Origin of the sequence: Mycoplasma nasistruthionis, assembly GCF_006228185.1 — a bacterium.
GTDB lineage: Bacteria > Bacillota_I > Bacilli_A > Mycoplasmatales > Metamycoplasmataceae > Mycoplasmopsis > Mycoplasmopsis nasistruthionis.
In genome coordinates this window covers 659,182-681,506 of record NZ_CP040825.1, presented here as the reverse complement: position 1 = coordinate 681,506, position 22,325 = coordinate 659,182, and the positions used below count along the sequence as shown (strand labels likewise).

At 25.6% G+C, this 22,325-nt stretch carries 10 protein-coding genes; 7 read left to right on the top strand and 3 right to left on the bottom strand.

From position 1 onward, the window contains the following. Nucleotides 1-313: 313 nt before the first annotated feature. On the top strand, nt 314-2,863 hold the full coding sequence (locus tag FG904_RS02765; protein WP_139592392.1) for a DNA topoisomerase IV subunit A: 2,550 nt from the start codon (nt 314-316) through the stop codon (nt 2,861-2,863). Nucleotides 2,864-3,196: 333 nt separating this feature from the next. Here FG904_RS02765 and FG904_RS02760 read toward each other — a convergent pair whose 3' ends face one another. Next, nucleotides 3,197-3,334 carry a DpnII family type II restriction endonuclease gene (locus FG904_RS02760; RefSeq protein ID WP_139592391.1) on the bottom strand — a complete coding sequence of 46 codons (138 nt, stop codon included), beginning with the start codon at nt 3,332-3,334 and terminating at the stop codon, nt 3,197-3,199. A gap of 95 nt (nt 3,335-3,429) precedes the next feature. Next, nucleotides 3,430-4,173, bottom strand: a complete 744-nt coding sequence (locus FG904_RS02755; RefSeq protein ID WP_139592390.1) for a DNA adenine methylase — start codon at nt 4,171-4,173, stop codon at nt 3,430-3,432. A gap of 262 nt (nt 4,174-4,435) precedes the next feature. Between FG904_RS02755 and FG904_RS02750 the strand changes: the two genes are divergently transcribed. The 4 genes from FG904_RS02750 (at nt 4,436) to FG904_RS02735 (ending at nt 12,281) form a co-directional block, all read left to right on the top strand. After that, nucleotides 4,436-8,827 carry a PolC-type DNA polymerase III gene (locus FG904_RS02750; RefSeq protein ID WP_139592389.1) on the top strand — a complete coding sequence of 1,464 codons (4,392 nt, stop codon included), beginning with the start codon at nt 4,436-4,438 and terminating at the stop codon, nt 8,825-8,827. 363 nt (nt 8,828-9,190) lie between these two features. Continuing rightward, on the top strand, nt 9,191-10,381 hold the full coding sequence (locus tag FG904_RS02745) for a hypothetical protein (protein WP_139592388.1): 1,191 nt from the start codon (nt 9,191-9,193) through the stop codon (nt 10,379-10,381). A 3-nt stretch (nt 10,382-10,384) separates the two neighbouring features. Then, the gene (locus FG904_RS02740; RefSeq protein WP_139592387.1) at nt 10,385-10,651 is read left to right on the top strand and encodes a hypothetical protein; all 267 of its coding nucleotides are present in this window, start codon (nt 10,385-10,387) and stop codon (nt 10,649-10,651) included. Beyond that, on the top strand, nt 10,635-12,281 hold the full coding sequence (locus FG904_RS02735; protein WP_139592386.1) for a hypothetical protein: 1,647 nt from the start codon (nt 10,635-10,637) through the stop codon (nt 12,279-12,281). The genes FG904_RS02740 and FG904_RS02735 overlap by 17 nt, the downstream gene beginning before the upstream one ends. 24 nt (nt 12,282-12,305) lie before the next feature. Here the strand turns inward: FG904_RS02735 and FG904_RS02730 are convergent, their stop codons facing one another. Further along, nucleotides 12,306-13,232, bottom strand: coding sequence for an NAD(P)/FAD-dependent oxidoreductase (locus tag FG904_RS02730; protein WP_139592385.1), 927 nt, complete (start codon nt 13,230-13,232; stop codon nt 12,306-12,308). A 249-nt stretch (nt 13,233-13,481) separates the two neighbouring features. Between FG904_RS02730 and FG904_RS02725 the strand changes: the two genes are divergently transcribed. Then, on the top strand, nt 13,482-18,167 hold the full coding sequence (locus FG904_RS02725; protein WP_139592384.1) for a DUF4011 domain-containing protein: 4,686 nt from the start codon (nt 13,482-13,484) through the stop codon (nt 18,165-18,167). Nucleotides 18,168-18,261: 94 nt separating this feature from the next. Beyond that, entirely contained in the window at nt 18,262-22,290 is a 4,029-nt protein-coding gene (locus tag FG904_RS02720; protein WP_139592383.1) for a hypothetical protein, read from the top strand. Nucleotides 22,291-22,325 lie beyond the last annotated feature (35 nt).

The following is a 22,325-nucleotide window of genomic DNA, read 5'->3' as shown; positions in this document are numbered from 1 at the left end:
GTCTGTGTTTATTTTTGTTCTTACTTTTAGTTTATAAAAACAGATAAAAAATTTAGTTTTATTTTACTTTTTCATATAAAAATTTAAAAAAATCATATTTTGAAGCAAATTTTGCTGAAAATTCCACTTTTTACTTTTTCAGATATGGGATCTAATAAGGAATTACCATATTTAACTTGCATAAAAATATTTTGAATTTTTAGTTTTTAAAACGCAAAAAAATGAATTAAGAATAATGAAAAAGGTAATTGAAATAAATTAACAAAAATCAAGATCCAGAATTTTTAACTATAATTTTAAAGATAGAGGTGATATGAAAAATAATAAAGTTATTAACAAAATTATTAATGAATCATTAGAAAAAATAATGTCTGACCGTTTCGGTAAATATTCTAAATATGTCATTCAACAAAGAGCTTTGCCAGATGTTAGAGATGGTTTAAAACCTGTACATCGTAGAATTTTATATTCTATGTTTGTATTAGGTTTATTTAACGATAAAGCATATAAAAAATCAGCCAGAATAGTTGGTGATGTTATTGGTAAATATCACCCACATGGTGATAGTTCTGTTTATGATGCTATGGTTAATATGTCTCAGTGATGAAAAACAAATTTACCACTGTTAGATATGCATGGAAATATTGGTTCTATTGATAATGACCCAGCAGCTGCTATGCGTTATACTGAAGTTAGAATGTCTAAAATCGCTGAATATGTTTTAGGTGATTTGAAGAAAAAAACGGTTAAGTTTGCTCCTAACTTTGATGATTCAGAAGTCGAACCAGTTGTTTTACCATCACTGTTTCCTAACTTGATAGTTAATGGATCTACAGGAATAGCCATTGGTATGGCCACAGATATGCCTCCACATAATTTAGCTGAAGTAATTGATGCTACAACTTATCGGATTGTTAACTCTAAAGGTGATTTTGATAATGTTAATGATTTTATTAAAGGACCTGATTTTCCTACAGGTGGAGTAATTAAAGGTTCAGAAGGTATTTTAGAAGCTTTAAAAACAGGAAGAAATAACAAAGATAAAATTTATTTATTTAGTAAATACAAAGTATTTACAAAAGATAAAAACAAGTTTATTGAAATAACTGAAATTCCATTCAATGTAGTTAAATCAAAATTAGTTTATGACATTGATTTAATCATTCAAAACAAAGATGTCGATGGTATTGTTGAGGTTAAAGATCAATCTGACCGTAATGGAATTAATATTTTAATTACATTAGATTCAAATGTTAATGAAAACAGTGTTTTAAGCTATTTATTCCAAAAAACAGACTTAAAAGTAAATTATTCATACAACAACACATGTATTGTTAATAACTCACCTAAAACTTTAAATATGGCTCAATTAATTGATGAATATATTGGTCATATCAAAGATGTTAAAACTAAAACCTTGACTTATGATTTAGAAAAAGCAAAACTAAGACTTGAAATAGTCGAAGGATTTATTAAAGTAGCTGAAATATCAGATGAAGTTATTAGAGTAATTAGACAAAGTGAGGGTTCTAAAGCTGGTGTTATAGCTAACTTAATCAAACACTTTGCTTTTAGTGAAAATCAAGCTCGTGCTATAGCAGAATTAAGACTATATAGACTTTCAAGAACAGATAAAGAAGCTTATTTAAAAGAAAAAGCTGAACTTGAAAAACAAATCAAAAGATTTGAAAAATTATTAAATAGCAATGCTGAATTTAATAAGTTTTTAATAGCAGAACTAAATGCCATTAAACAACAATTTGGCACACCTAGAAAAACAGAAATTGAAGATCAGAAATTTGATTTTTCATATCAACAAACTGACTTAGTTAAAGAAGAAGAATTAAACATAGCTATTTCAAAAGATGGTTATGTAAAACGTTTAACTAACAAAGTAATAGATTCAAATGTTTTAGAAACTTATCAACTTAAAGAAGGTGATTGTTTAACTTTTTATCATAAAGTCAATTCACTACACAATTTATTGATTTTTACAAATTTAGGAAACTATATTATTGTTCCTGCTTACAAAATTAATGAAACGAAATGAAAAGAAAATGGTATTCATTTATCAAACTTTGCAGACTTTATGTTGAGCGAACATGTTGTTTCAGTAATGGTAATTAAAGATTGAAATTCCAATGCTTTTGTTACTTTAGGAACAAAAAATGGTTTTTTTAAGAAAGTTGTTTTAAAAGATTTTGAAACAACAAGAATTAACAAATCTTACACTGCTATAGGATTAGAAAGCGGTGATACTTTAATCAACACTCAACTAAGTGATGGTTTAAGTGATATTGTTATACTGACTGAAAAAGGTTTTGCTTCTAAATATTCAGAAACAGATATTTCACAGTATGGAACTAAAGCAAAAGGAACAAAAGGTGTTTATTTATCTTTAGATGATAAAGTAAATAACTTTATCATGATATCTAATGATAATTCCTTTGCTATTGTTTCAAACGATGGAAAAATAGCTAAATTCAAAAGCAATAAAATTACTTTTGTACCTAAAAATAACAAAGGTAAAAGTTTATGACCAAATAAATTAAAATTTGAAATCAGTGACATAGCTGAAATAAACAAAAACACTTCCTTACTAGTTAGAGATAACTTAGATAAAACTTTTGAAGAAAAAATAGATCATTATGGTTTTTCAGGTGTAAGTGCTTCAATAGAATTTTTAAAATGTCCAACACCTGCTTTTGTTAAATTTAACAAATATACCAGTGACATAGACTTTAAAGTATCAAATTCACAAGATAAAAGTTTAAATACAGAAACACCTAAAAAACAAGAATCTAAAAAAGATACTAAAGAAAAAGAAACTTTTGAAGAAATACAAGAAGAAAACAAAAAATAGTTTCAAGTATAGATGATATTTTAAAAAGAATGAAATTGTAGTAACTGAATTATTCAATAGTGCAAATCAAGTAAAATATTCAGTTAGAAATCAAAAAACACACTTAATGTGTGTTTTTATGTCTCTTTTCTATAAATGATTGAAAAGTACCATTTTCTAAATCAGATAAATTAAATATACAATCATAATTACTGAAAAAATCATAAAGAACTTTCTTTGTGTTTTTTTCATCCTTTACCATCCGTTATTCAACCAAATTCAAAATTTTTAACTTCTTTTAAATCTTCGATTAAACCATGATATGATCTTGCTATTTCAGACAATTTTGAACTTTTAAAAATTAAGAATATTTAGTTCTATTTTTAAATCATCTACTTTTTCATAGACACTTTCAAAATTAACATAGTAATCATAAGTCACTATTGAATCTTTAAAGTTTGAAAATCAAATATTAAAATCTCTTTTTTGCATTTAATCCTCTATATTGTTGCAATAATTAGTAATAATCACTTCTTCAACAAGTCCACGCCCATTAGCTTTAGAATTTACATTTCTACGAGCATGAACTACATGAATATTAAAATCTTTATATAGTTCTCTAATCAAAGGTGTATTGTGATTAGATAACATACATTTAACACCTTTTTAGATAAAGTCTTAAATGTATTTGCTAATTCAATTTGTTGTTCTTGTGCAAAATCATATTTAGAATAACTTTTAAAAGTTGTTTTAGTAATTACATCATAAGGTGGGTCAAAATATACAAAATCACCTGATTCAGCACCTTTTATAGCATTTTTATAATCAGTATTTTTGATTTGAAAGTTTGATTTTTTGAAATAATCTAATATTTGTTCAACATTATCTTTTTCATATAAAGAAAACTTTTCTCTTTTACCATAAGGAACATTGAAAAAACCTTGTAAATTAACCCTATATAAACCATTAAAACCTGTTTTATTTAAATAAATTAATCTAGCTACCTTTTCAGGTTCTGATAAATTCTGATAATTTGGTTTTCGATCCAATTCTCTTATCTGATAAAAATATTGCTCGCTATGATTTTTTTGATGTTCATCACATAAATTAAGGAGTTTTTGTAATTTATTTTTGTTTGATAAACAGTTGTACATGTCTATTAATTCTGAATTAATATCATTGATAACAAAACTTTTAGGTTTTAAATTCAAAAGCATTGCTCCACCACCTACAAATGGCTCATAATATTTATTAAAATCACTAGGAGCAAGAGCTAAAAGTTTTTGAATTATTTGCCTTTTACCTCCAACTCATTTAACAACTGGCTTCATGTTACCTTCCTTAATTCTCTTTTAATTTAACTACTAAAATTTATTAGTTAAATTATACACTTTTGAAAGTTTATGACAGTTTATTAGAACATAAATAAAAACATTTTCCAATAATTTTGACTTTATAACCTGTCTAATGATTAAGTAAAGATATATAATTAAATTATTAATTTTAAGGTTAATATAAATCAGAAATATTAATCCAATTTATTTAAATTAAAATAGCTTATATTTCAATTTTTATCATAACATAGGAGGCAATATGAATATTAATAATGACCAAACTGTTCAAAAATTCTTAACACTTATTCAAAATTCTTGATCAGTAAATATTGATCAATTTAGTGATTTTCAAATCTTGAAAATAAACAAAGAAGGTTTAGTTTCACAAAAAACTCAATCAGGTGAAACAGTGACTTTTTTAAATATTTCAATGACTTTAAATTCTTTTCCAGACTTTAATAAATTGATTGAATTACAAAGAATTGCTAAAAAACATAATTGAATAATTAAGTATTTGTTTGAAAATGTTGATTTGTCATCTGTTAATATACAAAAAGCCTTATATACTATCATTAACAAAAATAGTCATTTTAAAAATACTATTTTAGCTCAAGCAGTTTCTAATCAAACTGATTTACAGTTTGATATACAAAATCAAACATGATTTTTTAATTATTTTGATTTAGAAAATAGTCAAACTTATCAATCATTAACTAATATGGTTAACAATTACTTTAATGCTAATTTTTTACCTAATTTAAAGTTAATTCCTCATTTTGAACTTAAGGTTGAATTGGAAAGTATTGAAGAGCAAATTCGTAAAGAAAATAAAGAAAATCAGCACCATTATGAAGCTGAGCAGGAATTTGTTGAAGCTCCTAAGTTCTTTAAAAAACCTAAACCAAATCAATATATTAAAATGGATATTAAAGACATTCATAACTCTGAAGATATATCAGAAGGTGATTTAGTTTCAATTTCAGGTTTTGTTTATAAAAAAGATGTAAGAGAAATAGCAGATAAAAAATTAAAAATTTATACCTTAGGTATTACTGACTTTAAATCAGGAATTGAAGCTACGGTTTTTTACCGTGAAGGCAGAGAAGTTGAAGTACCAGAAGTTAATGAATTCATCGAAGCTTTTGCTAGAGTTACAGTTAACCAATACAGCAAAAGGGCAAGTGATGGAACAAGAATTAAGAGCATTACATTAAATCATTTTGTCAAAATTGATGACACAAGACCTGTTAAACAAGATAAATATGAAACTAAACGTGTTGAGTTAAATACTAGATCAAAAATGACCACAATGGATGGTTTATTAGAACCTAATGAAATTATTTCTATTGCTAAAAACTTAGGGCACAAAGCAGTTGCCTTAGTTGACGCAAATGGTGTTCAAGGTTTTCCAGACTTCTTTTATTCAGCGAAAAAACAAGGTGTTAAACCTATTTATGGAGTAGCTTTTGATGTCATAGATAAAAAACATCATTTTCTATTAAACTATCAAAATCAAGATCTAAAAATTGCAGACCAAGAATACGTTGTTTTAGATATTGAAACAACCTCCTTATCTCCTAGACATGGTGAAATTATTGAGTTTGGAGCATCAATAGTTAAAGATGGTCAAATTATTGACAAAAAACAGTTTTTTGTCAAAGCAAGCAAACCTCTAAAACCAACCACTAAAGAACTAACTAAAATTACTGACCAGATGTTAATTGATTTTGGTATAGAAACTTCAGAATCTTTAGACATAATGTATGAAATGTTAAATAATAGAATTTGTGTAGCTCACAATGCTAAATTTGACATGCATTATATTTTTCAAAAATTCATAGAACACAATAGACCATTGCCTAATACATTTTTTGTTGATACTCTTTATATTTCAAGATTTTTATTTTTAGAACAATCAAAACACAGACTAGAAAACTTCTGTGATAGATATAAAGTTCAATATGACCCTACAGTTGCTCACCGTGCTGACTATGATGCTAATGTTTTAGCGCAAGCTTGAATCTTTGCTATTGAAGATTTAGAAAAACGTGGAATTGTAAACTTTTTAGACTTTGAAAAAATCTCTGAACCTAATGTTTACAATAAAACTTGGTCATATCACATTAATGTTTTAGCTAAGAATCAAAATGGATTAAAAAAACTGTTTAAGCTAGTCTCTAAGACTTTAACAGAAAGACTTTTTGGTTCTCCTAAATTATTTTTACAAGATCTGCAAGACACTGAAGACCTAATTATTGGTTCAGGTGGTTTACAATCACATTTAATAGATGCTTTATTTTATTCTTCAGATATTGAAATTGAAAAATGAGTTAAACTAGTTGATTATGTTGAAATTCCTAACCCTAACACTTTAACACATATGATAGACAATAATGATGGAATGTCTTTAGATCAAATCTATGAAAGCATTAATCACTTAATTAATTTAGCTAAAAAACATGGAAAAATACCTGTTGCCACTGGTGATGTTAGATATAAAGATTCATCATCTGAAATGTCATTTATTGGTTTAGTCCACTCTAAAGGAAAAAACAATAGTACACACTTTTTATTTAACACTTCTAAAGCTAAAAATGGTACTTTAAAACTGCCTAAATTAGAGTTTTATACAACCGAAGAAATGGTTGATTCATTTAAGTTTTTAAACAACAAAGAACTTGCATATGAAATTGTTGTTGAAAACACTAATCGAATTGCTGATATGGTTGATGATAATATCATTGTTATTCATAAGGATTTATATACACCTAACTTTGATAACTCAAAAGTTAAGCTTCCTGAATTAGTTTGAAAAACGGCTAAAGAAAAATACGGTGAAAATTTACCTGAAATAATAGTAGAAAGAATTAACAAAGAACTAACCCCTATTATTGAACATGGTTTTGATGTTATTTACTGAATTTCACATATTTTAGTTAAATATTCTTTAGATAACGGTTATTTAGTAGGTAGTCGTGGAAGTGTTGGTTCTTCACTTGTTGCTACTTTCTCTGGAATTACTGAAATCAATCCCCTTCCAGCACACTATATCTGTAATAACTGTAAATATTTTGAACTATCTTCAAATCCAGAAATTACTTCTGGATTTGACTTAGAAGATAAAAATTGTCCACAATGTAATTCCTTATTAGATAAAGATGGACAAACAATTCCATTTGAAACATTTTTAGGATTTAATGCTGACAAAACTCCTGATATAGACTTAAACTTCTCAGGTGATTTTCAAGAAATTATTCACAAAGAGGTTCAAAACCTCTTTGGTGAATCGCACGTTTTTAGAGCAGGAACTATATCAACACTTCAAACTAAAACTGCTTTTGGACACATTAAAAATGCTATTGAAAACTATAATTTAGATATTGATAATCATTTAGTTGATTATTTAACTTCTACTTTAACAGGTATTAAAGCAACTACAGGTCAACACCCTGGTGGAATTATCGTTATTCCTAAGGAATATGACCCTGAAATGTTTACTCCTGTTAATTATCCATCAGATGATAATGACAAAAATATGCGTACAACCCATTTAGATTACAACGCAATTCATGAAAACGTCTTAAAATTAGACTTATTAGGTCATGTTGACCCCACAGCTGTTAGAATGCTTGAAAGATTAACAGGTTTAGATGTTAGAAAAGATATACCTAAAAAAGACTTAAAAGTTATGTCAATTTTTAGAAATACAGATGCTTTAGGTATTACACCTGATGACATTGGTGGTGAAAAAACTGGCGCTTTAGGTATTCCTGAATTTGGTACAAACTTTGTTCGTCGTATGCTTCATGAATCTTCAGCTGAATCGTTTGCCGACCTAGTTTCATTATCTGGTTTATCACATGGTACAAATGTTTGAACAGGTAATGCTGGAGATTTAATTAAACAACAAGGGTTTAAATTAAATCAAGTTATTTCTTGTCGTGATGATATTATGGTTTATTTAATATCAAAAAATGTAGAACCTCTAACTGCCTTTAAAATAATGGAAAGAGTTCGTAAAGGTAAAGGACTTGAAGACAGTCAGGTTCAAATTATGAAAGCTCATAATGTGCCAGATTGATATATTGACAGTTGCCAAAAAATTCAATATATGTTCCCTAAAGCCCATGCAGCTGCTTATGTTTTAATGGCATGAAGAATTGCTTGATTTAAGGTTTATAGACCAATCGAATATTATGCAACGTTCTTTACAACAAGATCAAAAGAATTTGATTTAGAAACTATGATTAATGATTCTTCTAAATCAAAAATTAATCAAAGAATAAAAGAAATAAGTTCAAATCAATATGCTACTGACAAAGAAAAAGGTATTTTAGCAACTTTGGAAATCGCAAGAGAAATGTATGCTAGAGGAATTTCTATATCTAATTTATCTTTAGAAAAATCAGCTGTTTCAGAATGAACTATTGATCGAGAAAATAATTCCTTAATTCCTCCTTTTTCAGCTGTTGAAGGACTTGGAGAAGCTGTTGCTTCACAAATTGTTGAAGCAAGAGAACAGGAAGAATTTAAATCTAAAGAAGATTTTCAAAAACGTTCTAAAGTTAACACTACTTTATTTGGTAAACTAGAAAAAACCTTTGATCTTTTCAAAGATTTACCAGACGATAATAGATTTAAATTGTTTTAAAAATTTAAAAGAAAAGCCTTGGCTTTTCTTTTTTGTTTACTTTATATATCAAACCATCGTTATTATGAAAAAACACATTTAAAAATTGCAGATTTCTGCAAAATTACCATAATCCATTTATAGCAAAATACATTTAGAAAACTTTTTGCATCAAAAGTTAAATAATTTAAATGAAATAAAAATAAATAAGGCCTTATATATGAAAAAATATTTAAACTACTACCTTTATCATTACTTCCTGTTTTAGGGTTAGTTGGTTGTCAAGATACAACTTTAACCCTAGATCAAGAAATAAAAATAAACAGAGCTATTGACAGCTCAATAAAACAAAAAATATTTTTACCAACTCCGACACATGTTGGTTTGAGTTTAACAAATTTATCTAAATACATTAATGACTTAGATTTTAAAATTTTAAAAATTTCATTAAACGAAGAGTTTGTTAGAACATATAAACAAGTGTTTGAAAATTATAAAAAGTCAGAGTATCCTTTTATTGATTTAACAATACAAGAACAATCAGAATTCTTTAATGAATTTAATCAAGTTTTTGAAATAAATTTATATATTAAATACTTAAATAACTACATATCTTATTTTAAAGTGTTGCAAAATCAAGATTTTATGGAATTTGATAAAACTTTAGAAAACTTTCTTGATTATTCTTCATACAACAAAATTACAACAAATAAATTAACAAATGATATGTTTGATTATAAAAGCTCTAGTTTGTTTACCATAGATGATATGTATAAACTTCCTTTAAAGGTTTTTGAAACTTCTAAGAAAGATGGTAACAATTTAGAAAATCAATATCAGTCATTATCTAATGCAAATAGTTTAATAAAAGTTTGACCGCAACTCGTTTCAACTAAATCTGATAATACAAAAACTGATCTTTTCATAAAATTAAATGTTCCTTTTAATTCAAATGATCAGATTGGTAAACTATTTTATAAATTGAAGACATCAAATATTCAAAATACAGATCAAAAATACACTGAATTAATTTTTGCTTATTTACCTAAATTATTAAGTTTTGATGAATTTACAAAATCAAAATATGTAACTTGAAGTGATAACAGTTTTTCAAACAGTATTTTAAAAAATGATTATGAAAACCAAATGTTTCAGAAACATTTAATCAATACTTATCTTTATTCTGAAAAAATTAAAAATAAATATTATTTTAAAAATATTGAAGATAAAACATTTGATTTTTCATCAATTTTATACAACCAGATAAACTTAGAAGAATTTAAAAAAATAAATCTGGAAAACAACAACTTGCTAGAGCTAAATAATCTAAATAATAAAGAAACTTATTTTAAAATCTCTATTTCTTCAGATTTGGAAAAAAATAATTTAGCAATTTATTTAGTGAATTCTGCTGATTTAGATCAATTAGTTCAAATTTCATTTAACAATAATATAGCTTTAATAAAAAACGAAATTCTAAATAACCCTAAAAATGATTTGCACAAATTAAAAATTTGAGTTTCACCAAAAACATCACTAATAGAAGTTATAAATAAAAAAATAGGAGAAATATAAAAAATGAAAAAGTCAATAAAAAACTTTTTAAAATTTCTTTTCATTTCGCCATTGCCATTAGTTTCTTTAAGAAAAGTTAATGCAGTAGATGTGTTTATGAGTTTTCCTCAATTAAAATACATGTTGTATAAATTAAGAAGTTATATGAATTCAAAAAACTGAGCTAATGATACTTATATTAACCAAGTTTTAAAAGAGTTTGTTTCAGCATATGAAAAAATTATTAACAATGAATTGGAGATTTACTGTTTAAATGAAACGAATATTTAAATTCTCTTGAACGCTGCTACTTGGTTGCCTTATACCTTTATCTTGTCAAAATAACTCTAACTTAGAAAACAATAAAAATGTAAAAACTACATATTTAAATTCAATAAATAAAAATCAACAAATTGAATTAAATAACTTACTTAAACACATTACTGAACCAAAAAAATCAAACTACACTAAAAATACTGAACTTTTATTACTTATTAATAGCCACAAGAATGCCATTAAAACTTTTAAGGACACTCTTGAATATAAAAGCTTTTCTTGAAACGAGCAAGCAACTATATCCAACATTCTTGATAATTCAGTTTTATTAAACATAATAAAGATGAATTTATATTCAATTTATTTAATGCAATATCAGACATATCACAACTTCATTATGTATAGAAATTATGTGCCTATATTTAACCAAAGTCAATATGATATTGCTATAACTGAAAACAATGAAGAATATGAAAAATACACCGATCCTTTTAATAAACATAATTCTGATAACAAATCAATTGGTAAAGACATAGAATTTAATCCTGAATTCAACATAGCTGAAAATGTTTATAAACTTTATTATAACTTTAATGCTTCTAACGAGAGTCTATCATATCTTTATAACCTTGAAAAAGCTTTTTCTTTGAATAATCCAAATTGAAAAAACAACAAAAAATTCAAATCTTTAAACCAAATTGTTGATAACTCTAAATTAATTTCAGATACTTTAAATTGAAATAACAAAACATTAAAATTATGATCATATCATGGACTAATGCCATCATTTAAGGGTTATAAAATTAACTCTGAAGGTAATAAAAATAATTATTATATTAGTTTAAATATTCCTAAAAATCAAATAAACAATTTTGGTAACTATCTAATTAGAATTAATAAGGAAGAAAAAGAAATATTAAAACAAGGTTCTGAAGTTGAAACTCACTTTGAATCGAATTATATAAACTTTGCATACTTACCTAAATTAAAGACTTTTGAAGAGTATTCACACTTTATAGAAACAAAATTAAAACAAATTGACTTGTCAAATTGATTAATAAAAGACAGATGAACAGTAAATCAAAACTACTTTGAATTACCATCTGATTTTAGAAACAAACTGAATTCATTATTACAAGAATTTAATGATGCTAACTCGCAAGGTCAAGCATTGTCATTAAATTTATGATTAGCTTTATACACAGCAAACACATTTGATTTAGACTTTTGAAACGATATTGAAGAATCAAAAAAATTATTACTAAATGATTATGATAATACAGAAGATGAAAAAGTTGTATTAAATATAAAACTACCTAAATCAGATAAACAACAATTATTTATAATAAATTCAGTCAATATTAATAATTTTTCACTTAAAAAACAACAAGACCTAATATGAAACGAAGCTGTTTGACCTCAAATGGATAGTATTGAAAATGAATTTAATTGAAATTACGACATTAACAAACCAGTCGTAATTCTTCAACCTTCATTTGTTCATCCATTTAACAATCCGTTTTGAGGTTATTCAAAACAACAATATAAACCACACTTTGAAAATATCCAAGATTTAAATAATCCATACTACGGAACTGAAAGATATGGATTTGATGATTTGGAAAATATTTATATCGAAGAATAATAAAAACAGGCTTAAGCCTGTTTTTTAATTCTCTGAATTAATTAAGTCTACAATTTTCTTTCCAGCAATAGCACCATCATTAGCTGCAGTTACTATTTGTCTAATGTCTTTTTGTCTAATATCACCAGCTGCAAAAATTCCTGGAACTTTAGTTTCCATAAATTCATCTGTAATAATGAATCCTCTTTCATCTAGAATATCTAAATCTTTTAAAAATCAAGCAGTTGACTCCATTCCAATGTAAGGGAAGAATGATGATACTTTTACTGTTGTTTCGTTTCCATCTTTATCAACTATAACAGCACTTTCTAACATTGAATCACCATCAAGTTTTTTGATTTGTGAATTACGATAAACCTTAACATTAGGTAATTTTAATAAATCTTGCACCAATCTAGCTTCAGCTGTAAAATCATTGTCTTTTATAACTAAATGAACTTCAGAAGCTATGCTTGATAAATAAGTTGATTCTTCAACAGCTGAATTTCCACCACCAAGAACTAATGTAGGATTTTTACCAAATAATGGTCCATCACAAATTGCACAATAACTAACACCTTTGTTAGTAAACTTATCAATATTTTCAATAAAAGTAGGAATTCTGTTTTTCATTCCAGTAGCTACTAATACTGCTTTTGCTTCAATAATTGAACCATCTGCTAAATGAACTTTTTTAAGTTTATTTGACACGTTTTCAACGTTTACTACATCACCATAGGTGTAAACAGCTCCAAATTTTTGAGCATGTTCAAAGAAATTAAGAGCTAATTGTCAACCATCAATAATTTCTGTACCTATTCAATTTTCTACTTTACTAGTTGCTGATAATTTACCACCAGGAGTACCTTTTTCAATAAATGCAACACTAATATTTGCTCTTGAAGCATAAAGTGCAGCATTTAAACCTGCTGGTCCAGCACCAATTATTACTAAATCATATTGTTTATTCATACAACCTCTTTTGGTAATTATAACAAGTTATAAACAAAAAGTGCTTTTATTGCTTAAAAATTAGCTGAAAACGCACTTTTTACTTAATTATGCTACTTTAAAAGCATTTTAAACTTTAATTTTTTGCATCACATTGAAAAAATACAATATGTTACTGCGATTTTGTAAAAAATAAATGATAATTTAAATAAAGACTTAATATTGAAAATAAGTCGTTTACACCTTAATTAAAGCTACAAAAGAGGCAATATGGATAAAGATATTTTTAAACAAAATCTTAGTAAATGAAAAGATAAGTTAATTGATTATTCGTTAAGAAATAAGTTTATTAATTACAAATCAACAAAAACAGGTTCAGTTAGAATTGTTTATCCTGATGTTGATAAATTCTTAGACTATGTTGACAATGAAGTAAGAAATGTTCATTTTTATAACTTAACTGAAACAGATATTGATGATATTGAATTATCAACAATTCAGCGTCAAGAACAATATTCAAAACAAGATATTTTGACAATTTTAGATGAATTAAATTTTAACTATGCTAAAAATAAAGATTTAGTAACAAATTTAACTTCAACTAAACTTGAAGCAGTTTTAAGAAACATTAACAAAGCTGCTAAATTATCTCGTGAAGAATTTTCAGTTGAAATAAGTTATTTCTGTGTTGGTTTTTTAAAGTGATATGAAAGCCCTGAATCTAGTGCTACACTTTATTCACCTTTATTTTTCATTCCAACAGTTTTAACTAAAAATCCTAGAGAATCATTTAGTGCTAGTTTAAATGACTTAGATTATGCTTTTAACTTATCATTAATTAGAAAACTTGAATTAATGTTTGGTATTAGTTTAGAACTTAAAGAAACTTTGGATGATGAAAATAAACAAAATACATCAATTAAAGATAAGTTTTATCAATACATTGAGTTTGTTAAACAACAAATTCAAAAAGTTAATGATTCAAGATGAGAAGTTATTGACAATATCGAATTAACCAACTTAAGTTTCTCAAATATCAACATGCTTAATGACATGGAACAAAATGAAGATTTAATTTTAAATTCTAAATTCTTCCAATCATTTACTGGTCAAAATATTGCAGTAGGTCAAACAATTACACCTAATGCAGTTGATAAACATATTGATTATGCTAATTATTATCACATTTTAGATAGTGACTCATCACAAGAAGCAGCTATTCAAAATGCTATTAATGGTCAAAGTTTTGTTTTAGAAGGTCCTCCAGGTACTGGAAAATCTCAAACAATTACTAACATTATTACCGAACTTATTGCTCGTGGTAAAAAGGTCTTATTTGTAGCTGAAAAAAGGGCAGCCTTAGAAGTTGTTTTAGCTAATTTAGCTAAAATCAAATTAGATAAATTAGTGCTTCCAATTCATGATATAAACCTAAATAAAAAAGAAGTTTTAGATGAATTAATGGAAACTTTAGAACTTGGTACTCAATCATTGATTTACAACAAAGAAGTTTTAGCTTCAATTCAAAATAACACTACTCAAAATAGAGATTATTTAGATGACTACTATCAAAAATTAAGTAAAGTAATTACACCAATTCAGCTGTCTCTTTATGAACTTTTAGGTAAATATTACAGTTATAACGTTACTGATGAATATAACTCTGATATTGAAGGTTTTGATCAAATTGATAGAACTCAACTTGATAAACAAGTTGGTTTATTAAACTCAATTTATGATGAATTTGTAAAGAATAATTTTGAAGTATATTCTTCAATTTGATGGGGTATTAAACCTGATTTAGAATACTATAATGTGGTTGAAAAATCTAAACTATTTCTAGAGTTCTTTAATAATCTATTTTATTTACAAGACAATATCTTAAAAACATTAATTGCTGGAAGTGAAACTAAACCATTTGCTAGTTGAATTCAAAACTTTTATCAATTAATCAAAAACATTAAAAATAACAATGTAATTAACTGAAAAATTGAAGAAATAGTTAGTTTAGAATTTGAAATAGAACAAATTACTGAAATTGTTGAAACATATAAAGCAATTCATCAAAAAGCTCAGTTAATTAATGACAATTATGACGTTGAAAAAACAGTAGATTATGATTGAAAAGATATTAATAATATACTAAACAAACACCATAGAACAGGGTTTAAAAGATTTACAAGCTCTTTATTTTCATCAGAATATAGAAGTGCTAAAAAAGTCTTGAAAAACTTAAGAATTAATAAAAAACTGCAATCTGATTTAATTAAAGATGCTGAAGTTTTAAAAGAAATATCTCAATTAGTTCAATTAAAGAATGACATTTTTAAAAACACTCATTCTAAAGAGTTTGTAAATCTTGATTTTAATGATTTACAACTACATTTAGATAACTTAAATTGATATTACAATATTAAGAAAAATCTTGGTAATTTAGAGTTAAATGACTCACCTTCATTTATTAGAGAAATATTTGCTTGAGCCAATTCAACAAGCTCAGTTTATCAAAGTCTTTATAACTTATTTGAAAACAAAAATGGCATTGAAATATTTAATAATTTCTTAGATTTATTTAATCCTAATTTAGTAGATATAAATAGTTTTTCAAACCAATATGTCAAATATCAAGCAACTAATTTCCAAGTAGATCAAAAAGGTTTTCAATTCTTCAATTACATAAATTCTATTTTAAAAACTTTTGATAAAAACTTACAAGAATTCATAGCATATGCTCAGCACAATAACATAAAACAAAATTTTGGTGATGTTTTTGCCAAACAAGTTGTTAATTTAATTATCAAAAAAGAACTTATAGACCTTGCAGACTATAGTGTAGTTCAACTAGAAGCATTTAAAAAATCATTCTCAAACAACGAGAAACTAGTTATCAACAACGCTCATCACAAAATAAATGAAAACTTCTTACACAGTATTCCAAATATCAATAGTTTAGAAGGAAACTGAAATGAAGTTGCCATTTTAAGAAGAGAAGCTAACAAGTCCAGAAACATTATGCCAATTAGAAAAATGTTTGAATTAATGCCTAATTTAATTCAAACATTAAAACCTTGTTTAATGATGTCTCCGCTTTCTGTTAGTTCATATTTCCAATCTATTCCTAACTTTACTTTTGATGTTGTTATTTTTGACGAGGCTTCACAGGTTAAAGTTGAAACATCAATTGGTTCTATGGTTAGAGCTAAACAATGAATTATTGCTGGAGATAGACACCAACTACCACCTACAAGCTTCTTCGAATTAACAGAAAACACTGAAAATGAAATTGAATATCTTGAATCAGATGGATATGAAAGTTTATTAGAATTTGCATCTGGATTTAGTAATAAAGTACCTTTATTATGACACTACAGAAGTAAATATGAAGAGCTTATTATGCCTTCAAATACTTTAATTTATAAGAAATTAATTACATTCCCAAATCATGACAACCCTAACCAATTTGCTGGCGTTATTAACAGATATGTTAATGGTCAATTCATTGATAATGTTAATGAACAAGAAGCAATGGGAGTTGTAAATGTTATTAAAGAAATTTATGCACAATTCAAAAACACTAAATCTGTTGGTGTTGTATGTTTTAACAAAAAGCAACAAATGTTAGTTGAAAACACTTTAGCTAAATTCTTATTAAAAAACCCTGAATATTCAACTCTTTTAAGTGAAGAAAAAACAAATCCTTTCTTCGTTAAAAATATTGAAACAGTTCAAGGTGATGAGAGAGATATTATTATCTTAAGTACCTGTTATGGACCTAGTGCTAATGGAAATGTTTATCAACGTTTTGGTCCAATCAACAGTGGTAATGGTTATAGAAGACTTAATGTTGCTACTACCAGAGCTAAAGAGTCTACAATTGTAGTTACTTCTTTAAAACCTGATGATATTGTTATCAAACCAGCAGATCAAGCAACTACTGATCAAAGTGGTTTAATTTACTTTAAAAACTACTTGAACTTTGCTAGATTTGGTAAAACAATTGATGAAAATGTTCAGCCAAATGAATTAAGAGAATTTGATAGCCCATTTGAATTTGAAGTTTACAATGAATTAATTAAACTTGGTTATTCAGTTGAAAAACAAGTTGGTTGCTCAGGATTTAAAATCGATTTAGCTATAGTTGATCCTGACAATCCAAATAGATTTATTTTAGGTATTGAATGTGATGGTGCTTTATATCATTCATCAAAAAGTGCTCGTGATAGGGACAGATTGCGTCAACAAGTTTTAGAATCAAAAGGTTGAAAAATATATCGTATTTGATCAACAGATTGATTTAAAAACAAATGAATTGCAACTTCAAAACTACATGATTACATCAAGGAAATAATTGCTAATAAAGATGTAGTCAAAGCTCTTGATGAACAAGAAAATACTGAATCAGAAGTTGAAATTGAATCACAAATGATAACTAAACAGGTTCATTATGACTTTGAAACTTATCCAGATGATGATATTGAAATGGACATTATCAACGCTTATTACAAAGACAAAAGATTAACGTCAGATCAATTCCTTAGAAAATACTCGCCAGTTCTAGTTAATGAGTACAAAAAATTTATTAAAAACGTAATTGGTTACACAGCACCAAGTTATGTGAATCAATACATGAGAAAAGCTTTAATGTCGTTGCCTGAAAAGTATCATATTGATGATAAATTTATTTACTATCCATGAGATAAAATGAAATTTAGAATTCACAACGAACGTATCAGACACATTTCAAAAATTTCATATCTTGAAATAGCTTTTGGTATGCTTGAAATTATTAAAATATCAAAACAAATCTTTACATTTGATTTATTTGAACAACTTAAAGTATTAATGAAACTTAGAGGTTCGGCTTCATTAAATGTTAAATTCCAAGAAGCTATTGAATACTTATTATTAAATTACCCAATAACTTTAAAAGATGAAATATTAACTTGAAATAGTTAAAAATTAACCTTCACTTTTGTGAAGGTTTTTTGTTTTGACCTTAATTAGCTAAAAGTTCTTATATTATAATAATTAAGCGACAGAAAGGCGTTTAATGGAAAATGCAAACCTAATAAAGAAATTTTTAGATACAAAAAGAGCTTATCAGTTAACTCATAAAAAGTTCTTTACAAACATAAATATTAATGACCTAAAAATACAAAGCTTTAGAAACCAAGATATTATTCAACAAATCTTAAACTTACTAGAAAATGCGAAACAAAAATCTTACGTCAATCTTCCTTGATTTATTGACAAAAATTGTGACCTTGACAAAGCAAGCATAATCGCTTTTCCTATTTGCATTTTAAAATGGAAAGAAAATGAAACTTCAGATAACTTTGTACACTCTGGTTTTGTTTATATAACTTTTAAAAAGAAAAGAAATCAAGTTAAAGCATACACTTTATCTAATCCTAAAATTCATATTAATCAACACTTACTTGAAAAACTTAAAGATAACTACAATATTCAAATTAATGACAAAATGTTTGAAAACTTTCAAAAAGAACCTAATATGACAAATTTGAAAAAGCTATGAAGTTTATTAAGTAACAAAATACAAAAGGAATATAAAAAGACTGAGTGAACTGTTAATACATATATTGCCTATCTACAACTTATTAAATCAAACGAACTGTATTCATTGGATTTAATGGTAGACAATATTGATAAATTAAATTTCACTTTATCTAATGCTTTTGATTTTCTAAATCAAAAAGATCAATTAAGTCTTAATGATTACACATTTTTACAAATTAATCAACAACAATTAAAACTTTTATCCCTTGCACATAGTGGTAAAGATATTGTTTTAAATTCTATAGCTGGTGTTGGTAAATCATATACACTAGCCAATATTACTGCTTCATTAATATCAAAAAATAAGAAGGTTCTTATTTTAACCAAAGAACATTTTAGCAATAACAATTCGGTTTTAAAACATCTAGAAAAACTATCAAATCCATTCTATTTACTTCTTGATAAAAAATTATCAGATGGAAAATTTGAAAATTTAAACACAAGTATTAACAAATATAATGAATTGATTAGAAAAGACTATATTGATGTTTTTCCTGCTAAAAATACTGAGTTATTCACAACTTTAATTTATCAAACTAATATTCCTTATTTAGATATAAATTATTATCAAGCAGTAATTAATTATTTTAATTTAATCCAAACTAAAACCCTTACTGATTATGAACTATATAATGACTTTTTTAGTTCATTTAAAAAACCAATAAATGATTTACATGCTTTTTTAAGCTCAAATAATTTTGAATTATTTAATTTCAAAAGCTTTAAAACTTTATTAGATATTAATAAATTAAAAGAAGTTGAAAAATTACTCAAAGAATTAAAACAACAGTGACAAAGTTATTTATATATTTTTAACAAAAAACCTTTCAAAACTGCTTTTGCTAGTCTTTTTGAACTCTTTAATTTATGAATACATCATAAAGAAGTATTTTCAAAAACTGAATTATCAGCTATAAAAGACTTTGATAAAGAAATTAATATTATTCAGCAGCTAGATAAAATAAATAAACAATTTAATATTTATGAAAATTTTGATATTAATATGGATTTTCTTAAATCTAATAAACCCACTCAAGACACAATCAAAGAATGACAAGAAGTTTTAAATAACAATCAGAACTTTTTCAAAAGGTTGTTTTCTTCAAAATACAAAAATGTTAGAAGTTCTATTCTTTCATTCAACAGATACACCCCAAAATTAAATTACAACAAACTAGTAGAATTTTTTAATAATGTTTTAAAACCTTCAGTTGCATTAATTGATAAACAACAAGAATTATTGAACTCACTAACTATTAAACCACCAGTACCTAGAAGCTTAAAAAAATATTCCTCAACCTTGCAAATTTATCAAAAAATTAACCAAATAGCTAGTGACATAGGTATAAAAGACTTAAAAGAATTTTCTCAAAGCACTAATTTCTCACTAATTAACTTGAAAAATCTTAATGAATTAAGAGATAAAAATATCATTAAAAATATTGATGGCATATTTTCTAGTGAATTTTTAGAAATTGCTAATTTAAACTCAATGATTGAATTGTTAAATACAAACTTCAACAAAATACATAATTTTGTATTAAACAATTCTTACTGACTGGAAAATTCCAGATTAGTTGATTTTGCAGAAACCTGCCTTAAAAATAAGGTTAAAAATAATTATTTCTATAAATTCTGTTTGATCCAATATCAACAAATCTTAGCTGATTGTTTAAACCAAATAAATCAGTCTACAAAGAACAAAATTACTAAAATATCTAATAAATTAGCTAATAAAACAACAATTAAGCCTTTATATACATCAGCAGATTTAACTAAAAAGATTAATGAATGTTATCAAGCAAGCTTTCCATTATTGTTAAGTGTTGAAAATGTTGAAGAATATTATGAACAGATTAAAGATTTTGAGTTTGATACTTTAATTATTGACGATGCTGAAGCTTTTGACTTAAAAGATATTGCTTTATTAGCTTCACAAACTAAGCAAAAAATTATATTTGGAAACAATGATAAAAACTATGAAAATGAAAACAATTTATTGTCTCTGCTTTTAGATAAAAACAAATCTAAATCTACTGATTTATCATGAAATTACACTAGTTTAAATTCAAATCTTTTAAATCCTATTAGAAAACTTATTTCTAGTTATGAAAACATGAATTTACTGCCTAATTATGGTAATAAATACAAGAATCTAAATATTGAATGAATAAATATTAATGCTACAAAATCAATTGATTTTATTAATGAAAATAATTCTAGTGGAATAAATGTACAAGAAGCTACTAAAATTATTGAAAAAATCAATGAAATCAAAAATTTACATCCTAATAAAAGTATTGGTGTTTTTGTTTTTAATGAAAAACAAAAAAATTATTTAAAGCAACACATAGATGTAATTTTTAAAGATAAAGACATTTTTATCAAAAACTATAACAACAATTTTTATAATCTTTATCATATACATAAAAAAGACATTCCAGATATTGTAATTATCGGAACAACATATGGTATTAACTGAGATTATAAATTAACTCAGGTTCATGGACCATTTTATAAAGATAGTAAAGAACCTTTTGCTCTTTGACATTTTGCTACATCACTTGCTAAAGAAAAAGTTATTGTTTTTAATTCATTAAATTATTCAACTGCACAAAGATATAGTTACATTAAGAATCAAAGAGACTTAGAAAAAAGTAGTAACTACTTTGAAACTTATTTAAGTAAACTTCAATATGATCCAAATTCATTAATTCATGAATATTTTGTAGATGTTAAATTGAATATAAGTGATTTTGAAAAAGTCATTTATGACACTTTAAAGCAGAAACTAAATCCTAGGTTTACATTAAAATATAAGGCTCAAAGTGAAAAACACCCTTTAAACTTTGCTGTATTTTACAATAACTGTCCTGTTTTAGGTATTGCAATTAATGAGCATACAGATTTTGATTTTGATCTTCATAATCAAATGCTAAAAAATAAAGGTTGAAAAATACTTGAAATTGATATTTTAACTTGAATGAATAACTATCAACAAAAGATTGATGAATTTATTCAAATTCTTAATGATTTAGATTTAAGTCAATTCAATAACATTCAAAGCAATGTTATTGAAATAAATCAAAACAACGCTGATGAAGAACTACAATTTGTTCAAAGTGATTATGAAGAAATTGTTTACATTCAAGTTTATAACCACATTAAACAAGCAAACTTAAAGTTTGCAAATTTAAATCTTAAAGTTCTAACACAACTGCCTTTAGATGACTCAAATCACCCTAAACGAGTAGATATTGCTATTGTTGAACAAAAGAATGATAGATATATTCCTTTATTAGCAATCGAAGTTGATGGACAAACTTATCATTCATCCATGATACAAAAGAAAAAAGATGAAGTGAAAAATCAGTTAATTAATGATGTATTTGGTCATGACAAAATTTATCGAATAAATACTGATAATTTAAAAACTAAAAATTCTAGAGAAAAGCACTTTGCAGAATTAATTGATTTCATTAATGCAAATGTTTTAAGTTAAACAAAAAATGAATACTGTTTTCAGTATTCATTTTT